Below are 16,326 nucleotides of genomic sequence, written 5' to 3'. Positions count from 1 at the left end.
CATGACGCTCGCCACCGAGGTCAAGAAGTTCACCGAGTCCAAGCCGTTCTACGCCGTCGCCGGCGCCGGCGACTTCCTGGTCGAGAAGCTCCGCGAGCTGCCCGGCCAGCTGCAGAAGCTCGGCACCCAGGTCAGCACCGGCGACCTGGCCCGCGAGCTTCCCGAGAAGAGCCGCGCGGCCGCCACCAAGGCCGAGGACATCGTCCGCGACCTGCCCAGCAAGGCCCGCGTGTACGCCGACCAGGTCAGCGCCGCCGCGACCGACATCTACGAGGCGTCGGTCACCCGCGGCCGCAAGGTCGTCAGCAAGGCCAGCGGCGAGGCCGCGCTGGAGCTGGAGGAGGTCTCCGTGGCCGCCGAGCCGCCCAAGGCCGCTCCGGTGAAGAAGCCGCGCACCACCGCCAAGCCCACCACCAAGGCCTGACATTTCGCAAGAGCCCGTCCCCCTGGGGACGGGCTCTTCGCGTATAGGCTGGGGTTCGGTCGCAGCGAGGACGAGCGGGAGAGAAGATGGGTCTGATCAACGGCGTATTCAACCTGCTTTTCCTGGTGCTCGCCGCCGTCATCTTCGGCATGTCGATCTACGCCTTCGCCCATGCCGCACGCGTGCAGCCCAACGCCTTCCTGGCGGCGGGCAAGCTCAAGAAGCCGATCTGGCTGCTCATCACCGGCCTGGCCGCCCTCTTCTCCGGGGCCGGCGCCTACAGCTACCTGCTGGCCTTCCTGACCGTCGGCACGCAGCAGTTCATCGGGATCGGCCTGGGCCTGTTCTCCATCGCCGCGGTGATCGCGGCGACCATCTACATCGTCGACGTCAAGCCCGCCGTGAAGGGCATGGGCGGCCGCGGCGGCAACCAGGGCCCCTACGGCCCCTGGTAGCCCTGGTAGCCCTGGTAGGCCGTCAGCTCTTCAGCTTCTCCGCCAGCCACCGTGCCAGTTCGCGGTGGCCAGCGGCCGTCGGATGCACGCCGTCGGGCAGGACGTGTCCCGTCCACCGGCGCCGCATCGGATCGACGAAGTGCACACCCTCCCTCTCGGCCACCTCGGCGAGCGCGTCGCGCACCGCGAACGCCTTGGGCGGGGGCTTGCCCATCCACAGCGGCCCCAGCATGACGATGCGCGTCTCCGGCCACCGGCCGCGCACCGCCCACAGCAGCGACGAGGCCGCCTGCCGCACCTTCAGGGTGGTCCAGCGGCGGTCGTTGTGGCCGCCCGAGAGGACCACCAGGTCGGGGGCGGGGCGCCAGGCCAGCTCGGCCTCGAACGACTCCTGGAAGTTGCGGCCGACGCGCCCGCGGTTGACGTAGCCGGTGCCGCCCGCGCCCGCGATGACCGGCTGCCAGCGCAGCAGCCTGGCGGTCTCCGAGGCGTAGCTTCCCCAGGCGGGCACCGGGCCCGAGCCGACGGTGAAGCTGTCGCCGACGACCATCATCACGGGGGCGGCCTTCTGCATGACGGGCGTGGGCACGGGATCGGCGGCGGATTCGCCGATGGCGTAGGTGCAGCCCGAAATGAGGGCACATATCGTCAACAGTGCGGCGGCCGGTCCCTGCGAACGGCGGGAGACAAGGCCGCGCATGACCACCTCGATAGCTCTAGGCTGCCGACATGAGCTTCGATCTCCACGGACGCACGCAGCGGCTCGAACTGGCCGACCAAGGGTTGCGGACCTTCGAGGCAGTCGTGCTGGACGCGACGCCCGAGGGGATCGTCTTGAGCAGGTCGGCATTCTATCCAGGAGGCGGCGGCCAGCCCGCCGATCACGGAGTTCTCCTGTGGCTGGGCGTGGAAACCCGCATCGTCGGCATACGCAAAGGCGACGATCTCTACCTGATTCCGGCAGAGGGCGACCCCATCCCGCCGGTGGGCACGACCGTCGAGGCGGCGGTGGCCGACGAACGGCGCAGCGCGCTGATGCGCACCCACTCCGGTCTCCACGTGTTGTGCGGGGTCGTCTTCCGCGACTACGGCGCGCTGGTGACAGGCGGCAACATGGAGCCGTTCACGGCGCGGATGGACTTCAACCTGCCCGAGGTGCCGCCCGGCTTCAAGGAGGCCGTCGAGGCGGCGTGCAACGCCGAGATCCAGGCCGACCGGCGCATCGACGTCAAGGTGCTCCCGCGCAAGGAGGCCTTCGAGATCCCCGACATCATCAGGACGGCCACGAACCTGGTCCCCGAGGAGGTCGACGACGTCCGCATCGTCGACATCGTCGGCCTCGACACCCAGGCCGACGGCGGCACCCACGTGGCGTCGACGAAGCAGATCGGCCGCCTGCGCGTCGCCAAGATCGAGAGCAAGGGGCGCGGATTCCGGCGCGTGCGCCTGGAGATCGGCGACTGACCGTGGTGGGTGTGTGAAGGGAAGGCGTGAAACCCACCCCGCGTGATGGCGTCACCACTCTATGCTTCCCTCGGGGCTGCGGCCCGGTCAGGGGGTGATCGGCCGGCAGCCCCCTTTCCGGGGGTGCGCGCAGTCCCACTCCCGCCTTCCTTCCTCACCACGACGGGGGTCCGGTGACAACCTCTTCTTCGACTTCTTCTGTGTGCTCGACGTGCGAGGGCGTCCTGCCCGCCGACCACCCCGAGGCGTTCACGCCGGAGCGGGCGCACCTGATCATGGCCCACGGCTACTGCTCCTGCCGCGCCGACGACGTCGTGCCGGCACAGGCCGATTCGCCACCCGCCGTTGACTCGTTGTCAATCGCCGCTTCGTAACCTGTTCCCCGTGTCTGGCCGTCGCGGTGCGCAGGCCGTCGACGGCCAGACGACCAACCGGCTCGCGGAAAGAAACGTGCCGCAATGGCCTCTACCTTGGCATCATGCGAGCACTGAACCGCACCTACCTGCACCGGCAGCTCCTGCTGGAGCGCCACTCGATGCCCGCGATCGAAGCGGTCAGGCACCTGATCGCCCTCCAGGCCCAGGAGCCCAACTGGCCCTACCTCGGCCTCTGGACCCGCCTGCGCGACTTCCGCCTCGACGAGCTCACCGAGCTGATGGACGGGCGGCAGGCCATGCGCACCACCCTCATCCGCACCACCCAGCACCTGGTCGCCACCGACGACCTGCGCTGGCTGCGCCCGACGGTCCAGCGGGTGCTCGGCCGCACGAGCCTGTCGCCCTACTTCACCGGGGCACTCCAGGGCATCGAGGTCGACGAACTCGTCGAAAAGGCGCGCGAGCTGCTGGACGGCGAGGTCATGACCCGCAAGGAACTGGGGGCGCTCCTCGGCGAGCGGTACCCGGGGCGCGACGAGCGCCTCCTGGCCGCCACGGCCGAGCTCATCCTGCCGATGTACCACCCCTGCTGCACGTGGGGACGCTGGGGCACCCGGCCCGGCCAGACCGTCGCACTGGTCGGCGAGATGCGGGCCCCGGATGTCAGGCGCATGGTCGAGCGTTATCTGGCCGCCTACGGCCCGGCCACGATCATGGACGTCCAGGCCTGGTCGGGGCTGACGAAGCTGCGCGAGGTGATGGACGAGATGCCGCTGGAGCGGTCGGGCGCCCTCTACGACCTGCCCGACATGCCGGAGATCTCGCCGGACGTCCCGGCGCCCGTGCGGTTCGTGCCCGCCTTCGACAACCTCATCCTCGCGCACAAGGACCGCACCAGGATCATCTCCGACGCCGACCGCAAGCGGGTCATCCACGGCGCCGGCATGGTCAGGCCCACCTTCCTGGTCGACGGGTTCGTGCACGGCATGTGGGCGATCAAGGGCAAGGCCCTGCGCGTGCTGCCCTTCAGGCCCGTCCCCGACGAGGACGAGGTGTACGGCGAGGCCACCCGCCTGGCCGCCTTCCTGGGACTGGCCAAGGTGGAGCTCTTGACACCCGACGAGAGCTGACCCGCCACGTCCGATTACTCCAATGGTGTTACGCATGGTCCACCTGAGGTGGGTTGTACCCGGATACGATGTCCGGCCATGAGGGGAACACTCGCTGCTGTACTGGGGGCCTTGCTGGTGTCCCTGACCGCCGTACCCACCCCGGCCTCGGCGGAAGGCGCGCCCATCTCCGTCGAGGTGACGATGGAGCTGCGCAAGGACGGCGTGCTCCACGTCAAGGAGAAGATCACCGGCAGCGGCCCGATCAAGCGGACCATGCTCACCCGCACCCGCTACGACGACGACAACGACCGGCTCTACCAGATCTCCGGCGCCCAGGTGGAGAGCGTCACCGCCCCCACCACGCTGGAGTACGACGTCAAGGGCGCCATCGCCCAGGCGGGCGACATCGAGGAACTGCGCTGGTTCGCCGTCAGCGGCTGGAACGTCCCCGTCGACAAGGCGACGGTCAAGGTCACCGCACCCGCCCAGATCCAGAACCTGTCGTGCTTCGCCGGCGAGATCACCTCCGCCATCGGCTGCACCTCCGCCTCGATGGACCACACCGGGCTCGACGCCGACTTCGAGCAGCAGGGCCTGGCGCCCGGCCAGACCCTGACGATCGTCGTCGGCTACCCCAAGGGCACCACCGGCGCCGCTCCCCTGCTGGAGAAACGTTTCTCGCTGGCCAGCGCCTTCACGCTCAACACCGTCACCGGCGGCGCGCTGGCCGGGCTGCTGATCCTGCTGCTGGGCGGCATCGGCCTCGTCTACTGGACCCGCGGGCGCGACGTGCGCCTGTCGCACTCGGGCGAGGCGGTCAACCCGGTCCAGGACGGGCACTTCTCGCCGCCCGACGGGGTACGGCCCGGCCAGATCGGCACCCTCGTCGACGAGCAGGCCGACGTGATCGACGTGACCGCGACCATCGTGGACCTGGCGGTGCGCGGCTACCTGCGCATCGACGAGCAGCCCAGGGGCGCCTACGACGCGCCGGACTGGATGCTGGTCAAGCGGCCCAACGCCCCGGCCGGCTCGCTACTGCCGTACGAAAGGCTGCTGTTCGAAGCGATCTTCGACGGCCGCGACTCGGTGCTGCTCTCCCAGCTCACCGGAACCTTCGCGCAGAGCATCGGCAAGGTGCGCGACGCGCTCTACCAGGACGTCGTCACCCAGGGCTGGTTCGCCAGGCGTCCCGACACCGAGCGCACCCGCTGGACCACGATCGGGCTCATCGTGCTCGGACTCGGCCTCGCCGCGACGGTGGCGCTGGCCTGGTTCACCACCTACGGGCTGATCGGGCTCGCGCTGATCATCGCGGGCGCGGCCCTGACGATCGGCGGGCAGTACATGCCGGCCAAGACCGCCAAGGGTTCGGCGGCGCTCGCCCACACGATGGCCTTCCGCGAGCACCTGTTCTCCGGCGACCTGTCGGCGGTGCCGCAGCAGCAGCGGGTCGAGCTGTTCTCCCGCTACCTGCCCTACGCGGTGATCTTCGACGGTGTGGAGCACTGGTCGCGCGTGGTCGCCTCGATCACCCAGCAGGGCGACAACCTGTACTGGTACCACGGACCCGCCGAGTGGGACCTGTCGAAGTTCGCCGGATCGATGCGCACCTTCACCACGACCACCTCGGGCGCCATCTCCAGCACCAGGCAGCTGCGCTCGATCTAGAGCCTGATGAGGCCCCGCTCGACGGCCGCCGTGACCGCGGCCGTCCGGGTCTCGACGCCCAGCTTGCCGTACACGTGGTTGAGGTGGGTCTTGACCGTGGCCTCGGTGATGAACAGGGCGCGGGCGATCTCCTTGTTGCCCGCGCCCTTGGACAGCAGCTCCAGGATCTCGATCTCGCGGGCCGTGAGCGCCGGGCCCGGGTCGCGCATGCGGCGCATCATCTTGGCGGCGACCTTGGGCGACAGCACGCTCTCACCCCTGGCCGCGGCGCGGATCGCGGAGAACAGCTCGTCGGGCGGGCTGGCCTTGAGCAGGTAGCCGGTCGCGCCCGCGTCGATCGCCCTGACGATGTCGGCGTCGGTCTCGTACGTCGTCAGCACCAGGATCTGCGGCTTGCGCGGCAGCTCGCGGATGCGGCGGGTGGCCTCGACCCCGTCGGGGCCGTCGCCGAGCTGCAGGTCCATCAGCACCACGTCGGGCTCGCGCAGCGCCACCAGGCGAAGCGCGTCGTCGGCGTTGGCCGCCTCGCCGACGATCTCCATGTCGGGCTCGCCGTCGAGCAGCGCCTTGATCCCCGCGCGCACCACGGGGTGGTCGTCGACCAGGAAGAGCTTCATGCCGGAATTCTGGCAGCCACCGCCGTGCCCTCCCCTGGGACACTCTCGACCACCAGCGTGCCGCCGAGCTCGGCGACCCGGTTGCGCATGGCCTTGAGGCCGTAACCGCGACCGGGCGCGCTCGGCGCGTCGAGGTCGAAGCCGGCGCCGTCGTCGACGACGTCGAGCGACACGGCGTCGGGCAGGTACGACAGCGTGACCACGATCCGTGTCGCGTTCGCGTGCTCGCGCGCGTTGGCCAGCGCGCCTTGCGCGATGCGCAGCAGCGCCGCCTCCGCCGCCGGGTCGATGGGGTACGGCGTGCCTTCCAGGCGGAAGTCGCCGGGATTCAGCTCCGTCAGGGCCTCGGCCAGCGACTGCCCGCCCAGGGCCGCGGGCGCCAGGTCGCGGACGAAGCGCCGGGCTTCCTCCAGGTACTCGCCAGAGGCGCGCTCCGCCTGCCGTACGTAGTCGCGGGCCTTGCCGGGATCGCTGTCCCAGACCAGGTCGGCCGCCTGCAGCAGCATGCGCTGGCTGGTCAGGCCCTGCGCGATCGTGTCGTGGATCTCGCGCGACAGCCGCTCCCGTTCGAGCAGCACGCCGGCGCGGCGGATCTCCAGGAAGACCGCGATGGTCATCGCGGCCACACCGATCGGGGCAAGGATCTGGCTCGGGTCGAACCGGTCGCCCAGGTAGATCTGTACCGCCACCACGACGGCGGTCAGCACGGTCGTGGCCACGATCAGCATCCGCACGCTCAGCAGCCGCATGCACATGAACAGCAGCGGCACCGCGCACCACGAGAACGACGGCGCCACCTCGACCAGGATCAGCCAGCACACCAGGAGGCTGCCCAGCCAGAACAGCCGGACCTTGTGGCTGAGCCGCTGCCAGTAGAGGGTGCCCAGGGTGTAGATGAGGCCCAGCATCGCGGCGATGACCAGCGCGAGCACCGTCTGGCCGTCGAGCGCGTGGCGGAACAGCAGTCGCGAGGCGGACGCGATGAGCAGCAGGTAGAAGCCGGCGTTCATGACCCTGTTCAGCCACACGTTCTCCATCGGTCCCCCTTTCTCCGCGCAGGTTAGGCCAGGTACGGCGGGCGGGCATCAACCGATCGGTTGAGCTCCGCCTCCATCGATTCTCTCCCACAGCTCGATCCGTCTCCCGATGGCGCGGCCGGTCGCGGACGGCATCGTTAGGGGTGTCGAAACGACCTGACCAGGAGGAACACCAATGAAGCTCCGTATCGCCGCCGCTGCCGCCGCCGTCGCCGGTCTCGCTCTCGTGGGTGGCGCCGCCGCCCCGGCCATGGCCGCCCCCGACGCCAAGACCGTCACCCAGCAGAACGTCCTGACCGCCGACGCGGCCATGCGCATCGCCGACGCCGTGCAGAAGGAAGCGGTCAAGCAGAAGCAGCGTGTCACCGTCGCGATCGTGGACCGCTCGGGCGTCACCCGCCTGATCCTCAAGGGCGACGGCTCCGGCCCGCAGACGGAGGAGTCGGCCAAGCGCAAGGCGTTCACCGCCGTGTCCTTCGGCCAGCCCACCAGCAAGCTCGCCTCGAACCAGGCGCTGGCCTCCATCCCCGGCACCCTGCTGCTCGCCGGTGGCGTCCCCGTCGCCGTCGACGGCGCCCCGATCGCGGGCATCGGCGTCGGCGGTGCGCCCAGCGGCGACATCGACGAGGCCATCGCCAACGCCGGCCTCAAGGCCGTCCAGAACGGCCTGGGCTGAGCATGACCCCCTCGGGCCCTCGGCCCAGCCGTCGCGCCCTGCTCCTGGCAGGTCTCCTGCTGGGCGCCGCAACAGCCTGCGGCGCCCAGCAGGAACGCAGGAGCCCGGCTCCTGTGCCGAGCGCTCAGCGAGGGGGGAGCTCGGCCCCCGATCCGACCATGAAAGGATCAACCGTGCTCAACCAACGACTACTGGCCGCCGCCGCGGCCGGAGACGCGGAAGCGGTGCGGTCGGCCGTCAACGAGGGCGCCGACCTCGAGACGCGCAACGCGCAACGTCAGACCGCGCTCCTGCTGGCCGCCGCCGCCGACCACGTGGAGGTGGCCGAGATCCTGGTCGCCGCCGGCGCCGACCCCGACGCGCTCGACTACCGCCACGACACCCCGTGGCTCGTCACCGGCGTGACCGGGAGCGTGGGCATGCTGAAGGCGCTGCTGCCCGCCCGGCCCGACATGACCATCCGCAACCGCTACGGGGGCGTCTCGCTCATCCCCGCGTGCGAGCGGGGGCACGTCGACTACGTGCGCGAGGTGCTCAAGACCGGCATCGACGTCAACCACGTCAACGACCTGGGATGGACCGGGCTGCTCGAAGCGGTCATCCTGGGCGACGGGTCAGGGCCCTACCAGGAGATCGTCCGGCTGCTGCTCGACGGCGGCGCCGATCCCGGCCTGGCCGACAAGGACGGGGTCACCGCCCTGGAGCACGCCAGGACCAAGGGACAGCGAGAGATCGTCGCGATCCTGTCGGCGGCCTGAGATCAGGCGGTGCGCACCCGTACCTCGCCCACCGGGCGCCCGCCGCCCAGCAGCGGCGTGACCGCCAGGGCGTCGAGCTCGGGGGCGTCCAGGCCGAGCGACCGCAGCGCCGCCACGGTGACAGGAGTCCTGGCCCGCTGACCGCCGTCGTCGATCTTCACGGTTCCCGCCCTGCCGTCGGCGAAGACGAAGGCGTCGAACGCCTCCGCGCCCACCTTGGCCATCAATCCGGGCAGCGCGCGCATCAGCTTCGCCTCGGGACGATGCGTCCCCGAGGTCCACTCGGGGAAGGCCGACATCGCCTCGAAGATGCGGCGCTCGTGGCTGCCCCGCTCCGACAGCGGGAAGGCGCGGAAGGCCCGTGTGACACCCACCATGGAGACGAAGAACAGCGGCGCTCCGCAGCCGTCGACGCCCGTCGCCGCCACCCGCTCGCCCGTCAGCTCCTCGACCGTGTCGCGGATGGCGCGCTGGAGCGGGTGCGACGGCTCCAGGTAGGTCTCGGTCGGCCAGCCGTTCAGCACGCAGGTGGCGAGCATGGCGGAGTGCTTGCCCGAGCAGTTCATGAACAGCCGCGACCTGGCGGTGACCGTACGGTCCTCCGGATAGTCCTCGGGGCACCGCAGGGCGCTCTCGTCGAGCCCGGCACCCGCGAGGATCTTCCTGGCCCCGTCGACGTGGAACGGCTCGCCCGAGTGGGAGGCACAGGCCAGCGCGAGCAGCTCGCCTTCGAGGTCGAGGCCGCTGCGCAGCATGCCGAGCGCCTGGAGCGGCTTCATGGACGAGCGCGGCGAGACCAGGGCGTCGACCTCCCCGTGCACCGCCACGGGCCTGCCGTCGGCGTCCACGGTGAGCATCCGGGCCTGGTGGACCGATTCCACGAACCCCGACCGGACAACCTCCACAACCAGCGACATTTCTCGCCCTCCTTCGCCACGAGTCTATGGGTGGGCCAAAATGGGCTCTCATGCGAGCTGTGGTTCAGCGGGTGAGTTCCGCTTCCGTGGTGGTCGACGGCCAGCCAGTGGGCACGATCGACGAAGCCGGTCTGCTGGTCCTGGTGGGGGTCAACCACACCGACACCCGCGCGGAGGCCGCCAAGCTCGCCGCCAAGCTGTGGGGCCTGCGGATCCTGCACGGAGAGAAGTCGTGCTCGGACGTGGGGGCGCCGCTGCTCGTGGTCAGTCAGTTCACGCTGTACGGCGACACGCGCAAGGGCCGCCGGCCGACGTGGCAGGCGGCCGCTCCAGGACCCGTCGCCGAGCCTTTGGTGGAGGCGGTGGTCGAGGAACTACGCGGTCTCGGCGCGCACGTCGAGACCGGCTCGTTCGGGGCGGACATGAAGGTGTCGCTGGTCAACGACGGGCCGATCACCCTGGTCATCGACCTGTAGGAGCCTGCTAGCGGATGCGGCGGCGCAGCGACGGGTCGATCTGCACGTTGCGGCCGGCGTCCGGCGGCACGATGACCTCCTGCGCCGCCGCCACGCCCCCGGCCAGCAACTGCGCGTCGACCGGAACCGTGCGCTTGACCACCGCCAGCGCGATGGGCCCGAGCTCGTGGTGCCTGGCCGCCGACCCGACCTCCCCCACCTGCTGCCCGTCGAGCTCCACGGGCGCGCCGTGAGCGGGCAGCGTGTCGACGCTCCCGTCGAGGTGCAGGAAGACCAGCCGCCGCGGCGGGTGTCCGAGGTTGTGCACCCGGGCGACCGTCTCCTGCCCCCGGTAGCAGCCCTTGGTGAGGTGGACGGCGGAGCCGATCCAGCCGACCTCGTGCGGGATCGTCTTGTGATCGGTGTCGAGCCCCTGCCGCGGCCGGTGCCCCTCGATGCGCAGCGCCTCGTAGGCCCACAACCCGGCCAGCGGCTTGCCCAGGTGGTCGGCCAGCTCGGCGCGAGGCACCAGGAAGTCTTCGTCGGCGCCGGAGAGCACGACCAGGTCGGGCTGCGCGGACACCTCGACGCGGAGCATGAACCGCATCCGGTCGAGATAGTCGACGAGAGCCGCGGAGCCGCCCGGCTCGACGTGGGCCAGCACGGCCTCGCCGTCGTCGATCATCGTCAGGTGGTGCTCGACCCGTCCCTGCGCGTCGAGGATGAGCGTCTGGGTCCAGGTGCCGGGCTGGAGGTTGTCGACCTTCTGGGAGCTCAGGTCGTTGAGCCACTTGAGCCGGTCGGCCCCGGCGACGCGGACGACCTCGCGGTTGCTGCGGTCGACGATCGCCTCGCCCTTGGCCAGGGCACGCTGCTCGGCGAACAGGTCGCCGTAGTGGGCCGCCACGTCGGCGTCGGGGGCGTTGGCCGCGACGGCGCCTGGGAGATCGAGCAGTGGGCTGCGCATGCCTTCCAGGTTATCGGCACTCCCGGCACTGCCCGAAGACGGTCAGGTGACGGGCGTCGGCGGCGAAGCCCGCCGACTCCTCCAGCCCCTTGACCAGCCCGTCCGCGGCCGACAACGGCACCTCGCCGACCGATCCGCACGAGCGGCAGACCAGGTGGACGTGGTTGGCCTCGGAGGCCAGGTGGTAGGTGGGCGCGCCGTGGCTGAGGTGGGTGTGGGTGACCATGCCGAGCTCTTCGAGAAGCTCCAGGGTGCGGTAGACGGTGGAGATGTTCACCCCGCGCGCGGTCTCGCGGACCTTGGTGCAGATCTCTTCCGGTGTGGCGTGCTCCAGCTCCTTGACGGCCTCGAGGACCAGTTGGCGCTGGGGAGTGACACGGTAGCCCTTGGCGCGAAGTTCCTCGTGCCACGTCGTCTCAGCCATGCCCAGAGAATAATCGCTTGCCGCTCCTCGAACGCTTCGCATAGCTTCGGGGGTACGCGGAAAGGAGGTGGTCCTAACAATGGTGATTCATAGTTGGGCTAGCGAGGTGGCCGTCCGCTAAGGGCGCGAGTCGTCTCGCGCCTCTGAGGCGAAATCGAGACAGCCACCGGAGCCCCGGGTAGCTGGAGGACGGCGACGCAATGCCGTTCATGGTCCATCCAGCCCGTCCATCCACGGACGGAGAGAGCCCGGGGCTCTTCATATGTGTGCCGGACGCTCAGTGCTCGCCTTCGCCGCGAGCGGCGACGCCCAGCTTGTCGCAGGCCTCCTGGTAGAGACGGACGACCGCGACCCGCACCTGCGGCCGCTCCGTGATCGTCTCGCCCCACGGCACCCGCACCTGCTCGCCGTCGGCGACGAAGTAGATCGCCTCGGCGTCGGCGTCGCTCATCACCACCTCGGCGGCCTCGGGCCTGCCGCCCAGGCCGCGCACGATGATGCGGGAGTCGTCGGTGTGGTCGTCGTTCATGTGCCGCTTGATCTGGTCGACCACCGCGGGCGTGAAGAGAGTGCTCATCCGACCTTCTTCAGTTCACCGGACATGTGAGAGGTCAGCGGGTGACCCACGGCGGCCATGTCGTAGGCCCACATGAGGTTGCCGTTGACCAGACCATACAGTCGATGTCCTGCTGTGTACTCTTTCGCGGTCTGGGTGCGGGCGACCACGTCGGTGCGCAGCTCGATCTTGTGGAAGACCACCTCGCCCACGTAGATCTCGACCACGCCGGTCGGGTGCGCGAGCACGACCTCGAGCTGGCGCTCCGGCTGCGCGCGCCAGAAGCCGGTCTCCGTGGCCAGCGGCCTGACCTTGCCGCCCGCCTCGTCGAGCAGCCAGGTGCGGCTGGTGTAGGCCAGGAACGGCTTGCCGTTGTGGGTGAACTCGATCTCCTGGCCGAAGTTGAAGCTCTCGATCGTCGGGTATCCGCCCACTCCAGCGCCCTCCCAGCGGCCGATGAGGAAGGCGATGTGCTCGAGATCGGGATGTACTTCCATGGTGCCCAAGCCTAGCGTTCGGCTCCGGGCGTTAGGGTTTACGGCATGGCACGATCACTGGTGATCAAAGTGACAGCCGGAGCCGACGCCCCGGAACGCTGCAACCAGGCCTTCACCGTGGCCGCCTCCGCGCTGGCCAGCGGCGTCGCCGTCTCGCTGTGGCTCACTGGGGAGGCGTCGTGGTTCGCCGTCCCCGGCAAGGCCAAGGAGTTCAGCCTGCCCCATGCCGCCCCGCTGGCCGACCTGCTCGACGCCGTGCTGGCCGCGGGCCGGGTCACGGTGTGCACGCAGTGCGCGGCGCGTCGCGACATCACGGTCGACGACCTGCTGCCGGGCGTCAGGATCGCGGGCGCCCCGGCGTTCGTGGAAGAGGTCGTGGCGGAGGGCGTGCAGGCGCTCGTCTACTGAGCGAGCGCCCGTCCGCTGAGCGTTTACGCGCGTCCCCAGAAGTCGTACGGGTTCGGTCCCGGGCGGAAGCCGAGCGCGCGGGCCATCTCGGCCGCCTCGCGGAAGCCGCGGGCCAGCGCCGAGGGCTCGTGCGCGTCGCTGCCGAACGTCACCGCCTGGCCGCCCTCCTCGCGCCACCACCGCACGATGTCCGCGTGCATCGGCAGCCGCGTGTTGATCTCCAGCGCCCGCCCCGACCCGGCGGTGACCCGGAGCGCGTGCCGATACTCCTCCTCGAACACGGTCAGGTCGAACGGCCCGGCCTGCTCCGGCCAGTAACGCAGCGGATAGTCGATGTGGGTCAGCACGGAGAACACCTCGCTGCCCGCGACAAGGCTGGGGATCTCGGCGAGGTAGGCCCGCACGACCTCCGTGGCCGCCCTGCGGGAGTACAACGCGGGCGGCTCGGTGAACCCGCCGTCGCCGTTCGGCAGGCAGTGGAGCGAGCCGATCACCCGGTCGAACGGCCCGGCCTCGAGCAACTTGGCGACGGCGTCGGCGTGCCAGTGGGGTTCGCCCACCTCCAGGCCGCTCAGGATCCGCAATCCGGGGAACAAGGACCGGCAGCGCTCGATCTCCGCCAGGTAGCCGGCAGGGTCGAACCGGGGAGGGATCAGGTGGCCGTCGGGGGTGCACAAGGAGGACAGGTAGCCGTCGGCGTCGAACTCACCCGGCTCGACGCTCCACACCGTGTGGTCGACGTGCTCGGTGAAGGCCAGCGCCGGCAGGCCGATCTCCACGGCCCTGGCGCAGGTGGCCTCCATCGAACCGGTGCGGGTGTCCCACGACCACTCGCTGTGCACATGACTGTCAGCAGGCAACATTCACCGAACATAGCGGGTGGCCGGGGCGGGGAGGTTACCGCGAGGCGACCGCCGTCAGCCGCTCCTGCCGCAGCGCCTCGTAGCGTGAGTCGTCGAGCGGCGCCAGCTCCGAGCCGACCGCCCACCGCAGCAGCAGGTCGGCCAGGGCCGGGTTGCGGGCCAGGGCGGGGCCGTGGAGGTAGGTGCCCACGACGTGACCGGCGTGGCAGCCTTCGAAGCCGTCGCCGTTGCCCACCCCGGTGACCACCTTGGCGAGCGGCTTGACGCCCGGGCCGAGGCGGGTGACGCCCATGTGGTTCTCGAACCCGGTGAGGGTCGGCAGGTTGAGCGCGCTGTCGACCTCGGCGACCAGCTCGCCGACGCCGCGGACCGAGCCGCGGCCGCTGGAGATGTCGAGCAGGCCGAGCCCCTGGACCGGCTGGCCCTCCTCGCCGCCGAAGGTGGAGCCCATGATCTGGTAGCCCGCGCACACGGCGAGCATGGCCGCTCCCCTGGCCAGGGCGCGGTGCAGGCCGCCGTCCTTGCGCAGGCGCTCGGCGGCCAGGATCTGCGGACGGTCCTCGCCGCCGCCGATCAGGTAGATGTCGCCCGTCTCGGGCACCGGATCGGCCGAGCGCACGCGGATCGACTCGAACGGGATGCCGCGCCGGGCGGCCCGCTGCTCCAGGACGAGCAGGTTGCCCTGGTCGCCGTAGGTGGACAGCAGGTCGGGATAGATCCAGACGATGCGGACTGCGCTGTCAGACGGCACGGCCGAACTCCTGTCGGATCTGCTGGAAGGCGGTGTAGTTGGCGATCACGTCGACGTGGCCGGGAGGCTGCATGGCCAGGGCCGCGGAGAACGAGTCGCACAGGACGAAGGGGACGTCGGCGACGTCGAGCCGCAGGGCCAGGTCGAGGCGGCGCTCGCCGGTGACGAAGACGTTCCGCCCGCGCAGGATCCGGTAGTCGACGTCCCAGAGCCAGGAGGTGTCGCGCCCGTCGGGGCCCTGGGCGTTGACCGACAGGATGACGGGCGACACGCGGACGGGCGGCAGGCCCGCGGCGGCCGGGTCGGGGCCGTCGGAGGCGCCGAGGGCCACGTCGAAGGCCTCCAGCCAGCCGGCGGGGTTCTTGGCCAGCAGCAGGCGGGCGTCGCGTCCGTCGCGGGAGACGGTGGTGTAGCGGCCGGCGACCGACTTGACCTCGCGCAGGCGCGGCAGGGCCCGCTCGACCGGCAGGCCGAAGGCCTCGGCGACGGCCAGCGCCATGACGGCGTTGGAGCGGTTGGCCAGGCCGGGCAGCTGGATGTCGAGCTGCCAGCGCCGCCCGTGGCGGTCGACGGCGAAGGTGTCGTCGAGCACCCAGTGGGGCTCGGGCCGGTGGAAGGTGCACTCGCGGCACGCCCAGTCGGTGTCCTTACGATCGAGCGGACCGCCACACTCGGGACAACACCAGGAGTCTTCCTTCCAGCGCTGCCCGCCCGCCACCCAGGTGACCGAGGCGGCGGTGGAGGCGCCCCAGGTGACCAGGGGGTCGTCGCAGTTGGCCACGACGTGGGTGGGCTTGCCCGACAGGGCCCTGCGCCACTTCTGGGCCAGCAGCCAGATCTCGGCCGCGCGGTCCATCTGGTCGCGGCTGAGGTTCATCAGGCAGAGCACCCCGGCGCCCGTGGTGTCGAGGACCTCGGGGAGGTACTTCTCGTCGACCTCCAGCACGCCGTACGGGGCCTCCTTGCCCTGCGAGAGCGCCGAGACGTGCCCGGCGGGCATGTTGGCGCCGAAGGCGTTGGTGGCGACCTCGCCCATCTCCAGCAACGCGGAGACGATCAGGCGGGTGGTCGTGGTCTTGCCGTTGGTGGCGCTGACGAGGGCCAGCTTCTTGTCGCGGGCCAGCTGGCGGAGCAGGTCGGGCTCGAGCATGAGGCCGACCCGGCCGCCGATCACCGAGCCGTCACCGCGCCCGGTGAGACGGGACAGGGTGGCGGCGCTGCGGCCCAACGCGCTGGCGAGTTGAGCCCGCAGGGGAAGCTGCGTCATGCTCATCGAGCATAGTCGCCGCGGGGCCCTCCGACGTGGTCAGCTGACCCTCGGAGTGTGAACGGGTGGTTGCGGATTCGGACAGGAGCCCCATAGGCCGCGCCTCGCCCGCTGGGCGGCGGCCGCGGCGTCGGCGAACGCCTTCTCGTATTTCACGTTCGGCCAGATGCGCAGCACGAAGGCGTTGCCCTGGGCGAGTTGCTCGGTGTTGACCAGCTTGCCCGAGGCGTTCCAGGCGTATCGCAGCTGCCTGCCGTAGTCGTCGACCTTGCGGGCGTCGAAGGCCAGCTTCACGGTCGATCCGCGCGGGAGGAGCCTGAGCAGCGCGGCCGTCGACTCGCGTGCCCAGCACTGCGGGGCCGGGTGCGTCTCGGGGGCGTCGAGGCCGATGAGCCTGATGCGCTGCTCCTGCCCCTTGTACGGCCCGGCGACAGGTCTGACGACGATCGTGTCGCCGTCGCTCACCCACACGACCCGCGCGGCCTCCTCCGGCCCCGACGGGGAGAGCGGGACGGGTGACGGGGCGCCCGCCGTAGGGCCGGCGGGCTGCTCGGGCAGCACCCTCGTCCGGTAGAAGGCCGTGCCCGCCACGGTCAGCAGGACGATGTACACCACAACGAGCACGGTCGG

Annotated in this window: 21 protein-coding genes; 9 read left to right on the top strand and 12 right to left on the bottom strand. The window is 70.6% G+C overall.

Annotated elements, in window-relative coordinates; genetic code table 11:
* Window position 1: 1 nt before the first annotated feature.
* Together HNR30_RS41730 and HNR30_RS41725 are read left to right on the top strand one after the other, a co-directional pair.
* Window positions 2–424: a hypothetical protein gene (locus HNR30_RS41730; RefSeq protein ID WP_181615750.1), complete on the top strand. Its 423-nt coding sequence runs from the start codon at window positions 2–4 to the stop codon at window positions 422–424.
* Window positions 425–510: 86 nt separating this feature from the next.
* Window positions 511–879: a DUF2516 family protein gene (locus HNR30_RS41725; RefSeq protein WP_181615749.1), complete on the top strand. Its 369-nt coding sequence runs from the start codon at window positions 511–513 to the stop codon at window positions 877–879.
* A gap of 22 nt (window positions 880–901) precedes the next feature.
* Here the strand turns inward: HNR30_RS41725 and HNR30_RS41720 are convergent, their stop codons facing one another.
* Window positions 902–1,579, bottom strand: a complete 678-nt coding sequence (locus tag HNR30_RS41720) for an SGNH/GDSL hydrolase family protein (RefSeq protein ID WP_181615748.1) — start codon at window positions 1,577–1,579, stop codon at window positions 902–904.
* Window positions 1,580–1,608: 29 nt separating this feature from the next.
* Here HNR30_RS41720 and HNR30_RS41715 point away from each other — a divergent pair, with 29 nt between their 5' ends.
* The 3 genes from HNR30_RS41715 (at window position 1,609) to HNR30_RS41700 (ending at window position 5,503) form a co-directional block, all read left to right on the top strand.
* On the top strand, window positions 1,609–2,343 hold the full coding sequence (locus tag HNR30_RS41715; RefSeq protein WP_181615747.1) for an alanyl-tRNA editing protein: 735 nt from the start codon (window positions 1,609–1,611) through the stop codon (window positions 2,341–2,343).
* A 478-nt stretch (window positions 2,344–2,821) separates the two neighbouring features.
* Entirely contained in the window at window positions 2,822–3,850 is a 1,029-nt protein-coding gene (locus tag HNR30_RS41705) for a winged helix DNA-binding domain-containing protein (protein WP_181615745.1), read from the top strand.
* Window positions 3,851–3,928: 78 nt separating this feature from the next.
* Window positions 3,929–5,503 (top strand): DUF2207 domain-containing protein, encoded by a 1,575-nt coding sequence (locus tag HNR30_RS41700; RefSeq protein WP_181615744.1) that lies wholly within the window; start codon window positions 3,929–3,931, stop codon window positions 5,501–5,503.
* Here HNR30_RS41700 and HNR30_RS41695 read toward each other — a convergent pair.
* Window positions 5,500–6,120, bottom strand: coding sequence for a response regulator (locus HNR30_RS41695; protein WP_181615743.1), 621 nt, complete (start codon window positions 6,118–6,120; stop codon window positions 5,500–5,502). The two genes, HNR30_RS41700 and HNR30_RS41695, sit on opposite strands and share 4 nt — an antisense overlap.
* On the bottom strand, window positions 6,117–7,157 hold the full coding sequence (locus HNR30_RS41690; protein WP_181615742.1) for a sensor histidine kinase: 1,041 nt from the start codon (window positions 7,155–7,157) through the stop codon (window positions 6,117–6,119). The genes HNR30_RS41695 and HNR30_RS41690 overlap by 4 nt, the downstream gene beginning before the upstream one ends.
* 175 nt (window positions 7,158–7,332) lie before the next feature.
* Here HNR30_RS41690 and HNR30_RS41685 point away from each other — a divergent pair, with 175 nt between their 5' ends.
* The gene (locus HNR30_RS41685) at window positions 7,333–7,833 is read left to right on the top strand and encodes a GlcG/HbpS family heme-binding protein (protein WP_181615741.1); all 501 of its coding nucleotides are present in this window, start codon (window positions 7,333–7,335) and stop codon (window positions 7,831–7,833) included.
* A 173-nt stretch (window positions 7,834–8,006) separates the two neighbouring features.
* Window positions 8,007–8,591: an ankyrin repeat domain-containing protein gene (locus HNR30_RS41680; RefSeq protein WP_312895021.1), complete on the top strand. Its 585-nt coding sequence runs from the start codon at window positions 8,007–8,009 to the stop codon at window positions 8,589–8,591.
* 2 nt (window positions 8,592–8,593) lie between these two features.
* Here HNR30_RS41680 and HNR30_RS41675 read toward each other — a convergent pair whose 3' ends face one another.
* Window positions 8,594–9,508, bottom strand: a complete 915-nt coding sequence (locus HNR30_RS41675) for an asparaginase (protein ID WP_181615739.1) — start codon at window positions 9,506–9,508, stop codon at window positions 8,594–8,596.
* 50 nt (window positions 9,509–9,558) lie between these two features.
* Between HNR30_RS41675 and dtd the strand changes: the two genes are divergently transcribed.
* Entirely contained in the window at window positions 9,559–9,984 is a 426-nt protein-coding gene (gene dtd, locus HNR30_RS41670) for a D-aminoacyl-tRNA deacylase (protein ID WP_181615738.1), read from the top strand.
* 7 nt (window positions 9,985–9,991) lie between these two features.
* Here the strand turns inward: dtd and ygfZ are convergent, their stop codons facing one another.
* From ygfZ to HNR30_RS41650, 4 genes are all read right to left on the bottom strand, one after another.
* Window positions 9,992–10,930: a CAF17-like 4Fe-4S cluster assembly/insertion protein YgfZ gene (gene ygfZ / locus HNR30_RS41665; protein WP_181615737.1), complete on the bottom strand. Its 939-nt coding sequence runs from the start codon at window positions 10,928–10,930 to the stop codon at window positions 9,992–9,994.
* Window positions 10,931–10,940: 10 nt separating this feature from the next.
* Window positions 10,941–11,354, bottom strand: a complete 414-nt coding sequence (locus tag HNR30_RS41660) for a Fur family transcriptional regulator (RefSeq protein WP_181615736.1) — start codon at window positions 11,352–11,354, stop codon at window positions 10,941–10,943.
* Between the two features lie 277 nt (window positions 11,355–11,631).
* Window positions 11,632–11,931 carry a DUF2470 domain-containing protein gene (locus tag HNR30_RS41655; protein WP_181615735.1) on the bottom strand — a complete coding sequence of 100 codons (300 nt, stop codon included), beginning with the start codon at window positions 11,929–11,931 and terminating at the stop codon, window positions 11,632–11,634.
* Window positions 11,928–12,407, bottom strand: a complete 480-nt coding sequence (locus HNR30_RS41650; protein ID WP_181615734.1) for a heme-binding beta-barrel domain-containing protein — start codon at window positions 12,405–12,407, stop codon at window positions 11,928–11,930. The genes HNR30_RS41655 and HNR30_RS41650 overlap by 4 nt, the downstream gene beginning before the upstream one ends.
* A 45-nt stretch (window positions 12,408–12,452) precedes the next feature.
* Between HNR30_RS41650 and HNR30_RS41645 the strand changes: the two genes are divergently transcribed.
* Window positions 12,453–12,815, top strand: a complete 363-nt coding sequence (locus tag HNR30_RS41645; RefSeq protein ID WP_181615733.1) for a DsrE family protein — start codon at window positions 12,453–12,455, stop codon at window positions 12,813–12,815.
* 23 nt (window positions 12,816–12,838) lie between these two features.
* On the opposite strand, the gene HNR30_RS41640 is transcribed toward HNR30_RS41645, so the two are convergent.
* From HNR30_RS41640 to HNR30_RS41625, 4 genes are read right to left on the bottom strand one after another with little or no spacing between them, the layout of a single operon-like run.
* Window positions 12,839–13,678, bottom strand: coding sequence for a PHP domain-containing protein (locus HNR30_RS41640; RefSeq protein ID WP_181615732.1), 840 nt, complete (start codon window positions 13,676–13,678; stop codon window positions 12,839–12,841).
* A gap of 34 nt (window positions 13,679–13,712) precedes the next feature.
* The gene (locus HNR30_RS41635) at window positions 13,713–14,429 is read right to left on the bottom strand and encodes a type 1 glutamine amidotransferase (protein ID WP_181615731.1); all 717 of its coding nucleotides are present in this window, start codon (window positions 14,427–14,429) and stop codon (window positions 13,713–13,715) included.
* Window positions 14,419–15,696, bottom strand: a complete 1,278-nt coding sequence (locus HNR30_RS41630) for a MurT ligase domain-containing protein (RefSeq protein WP_181615730.1) — start codon at window positions 15,694–15,696, stop codon at window positions 14,419–14,421. The genes HNR30_RS41635 and HNR30_RS41630 overlap by 11 nt, the downstream gene beginning before the upstream one ends.
* A gap of 39 nt (window positions 15,697–15,735) precedes the next feature.
* A complete protein-coding gene (locus HNR30_RS41625) occupies window positions 15,736–16,320 on the bottom strand; it encodes a thermonuclease family protein (RefSeq protein WP_181615729.1) in 585 nt (194 codons plus the stop codon).
* Between the last annotated feature and the right edge of the window lie 6 nt (window positions 16,321–16,326).

The sequence above is a fragment of the Nonomuraea soli genome (assembly GCF_013761175.1).
Classification (GTDB): domain Bacteria; phylum Actinomycetota; class Actinomycetes; order Streptosporangiales; family Streptosporangiaceae; genus Nonomuraea; species Nonomuraea soli.
Note: the sequence above shows the minus strand (reverse complement) of the source record. Positions and strands in the feature narration are given on the sequence as shown.

Coding starts and splice junctions, on each gene's coding strand:
- HNR30_RS41690 (WP_181615742.1), bottom strand. CDS start 7,157: ATGGAGAACGTGTGGCTGAACAGGGTCATGAACGCCGGCTTCTACCTG.
- HNR30_RS41720 (WP_181615748.1), bottom strand. CDS start 1,579: ATGCGCGGCCTTGTCTCCCGCCGTTCGCAGGGACCGGCCGCCGCACTG.
- ygfZ (WP_181615737.1), bottom strand. CDS start 10,930: ATGCGCAGCCCACTGCTCGATCTCCCAGGCGCCGTCGCGGCCAACGCC.
- HNR30_RS41695 (WP_181615743.1), bottom strand. CDS start 6,120: ATGAAGCTCTTCCTGGTCGACGACCACCCCGTGGTGCGCGCGGGGATC.
- HNR30_RS41675 (WP_181615739.1), bottom strand. CDS start 9,508: ATGTCGCTGGTTGTGGAGGTTGTCCGGTCGGGGTTCGTGGAATCGGTC.
- HNR30_RS41685 (WP_181615741.1), top strand. CDS start 7,333: ATGAAGCTCCGTATCGCCGCCGCTGCCGCCGCCGTCGCCGGTCTCGCT.
- HNR30_RS41650 (WP_181615734.1), bottom strand. CDS start 12,407: ATGGAAGTACATCCCGATCTCGAGCACATCGCCTTCCTCATCGGCCGC.
- HNR30_RS41715 (WP_181615747.1), top strand. CDS start 1,609: ATGAGCTTCGATCTCCACGGACGCACGCAGCGGCTCGAACTGGCCGAC.
- HNR30_RS41645 (WP_181615733.1), top strand. CDS start 12,453: ATGGCACGATCACTGGTGATCAAAGTGACAGCCGGAGCCGACGCCCCG.
- dtd (WP_181615738.1), top strand. CDS start 9,559: ATGCGAGCTGTGGTTCAGCGGGTGAGTTCCGCTTCCGTGGTGGTCGAC.
- HNR30_RS41655 (WP_181615735.1), bottom strand. CDS start 11,931: ATGAGCACTCTCTTCACGCCCGCGGTGGTCGACCAGATCAAGCGGCAC.
- HNR30_RS41725 (WP_181615749.1), top strand. CDS start 511: ATGGGTCTGATCAACGGCGTATTCAACCTGCTTTTCCTGGTGCTCGCC.
- HNR30_RS41730 (WP_181615750.1), top strand. CDS start 2: ATGACGCTCGCCACCGAGGTCAAGAAGTTCACCGAGTCCAAGCCGTTC.
- HNR30_RS41660 (WP_181615736.1), bottom strand. CDS start 11,354: ATGGCTGAGACGACGTGGCACGAGGAACTTCGCGCCAAGGGCTACCGT.
- HNR30_RS41640 (WP_181615732.1), bottom strand. CDS start 13,678: ATGTTGCCTGCTGACAGTCATGTGCACAGCGAGTGGTCGTGGGACACC.
- HNR30_RS41700 (WP_181615744.1), top strand. CDS start 3,929: ATGAGGGGAACACTCGCTGCTGTACTGGGGGCCTTGCTGGTGTCCCTG.
- HNR30_RS41630 (WP_181615730.1), bottom strand. CDS start 15,696: ATGACGCAGCTTCCCCTGCGGGCTCAACTCGCCAGCGCGTTGGGCCGC.
- HNR30_RS41705 (WP_181615745.1), top strand. CDS start 2,822: ATGCGAGCACTGAACCGCACCTACCTGCACCGGCAGCTCCTGCTGGAG.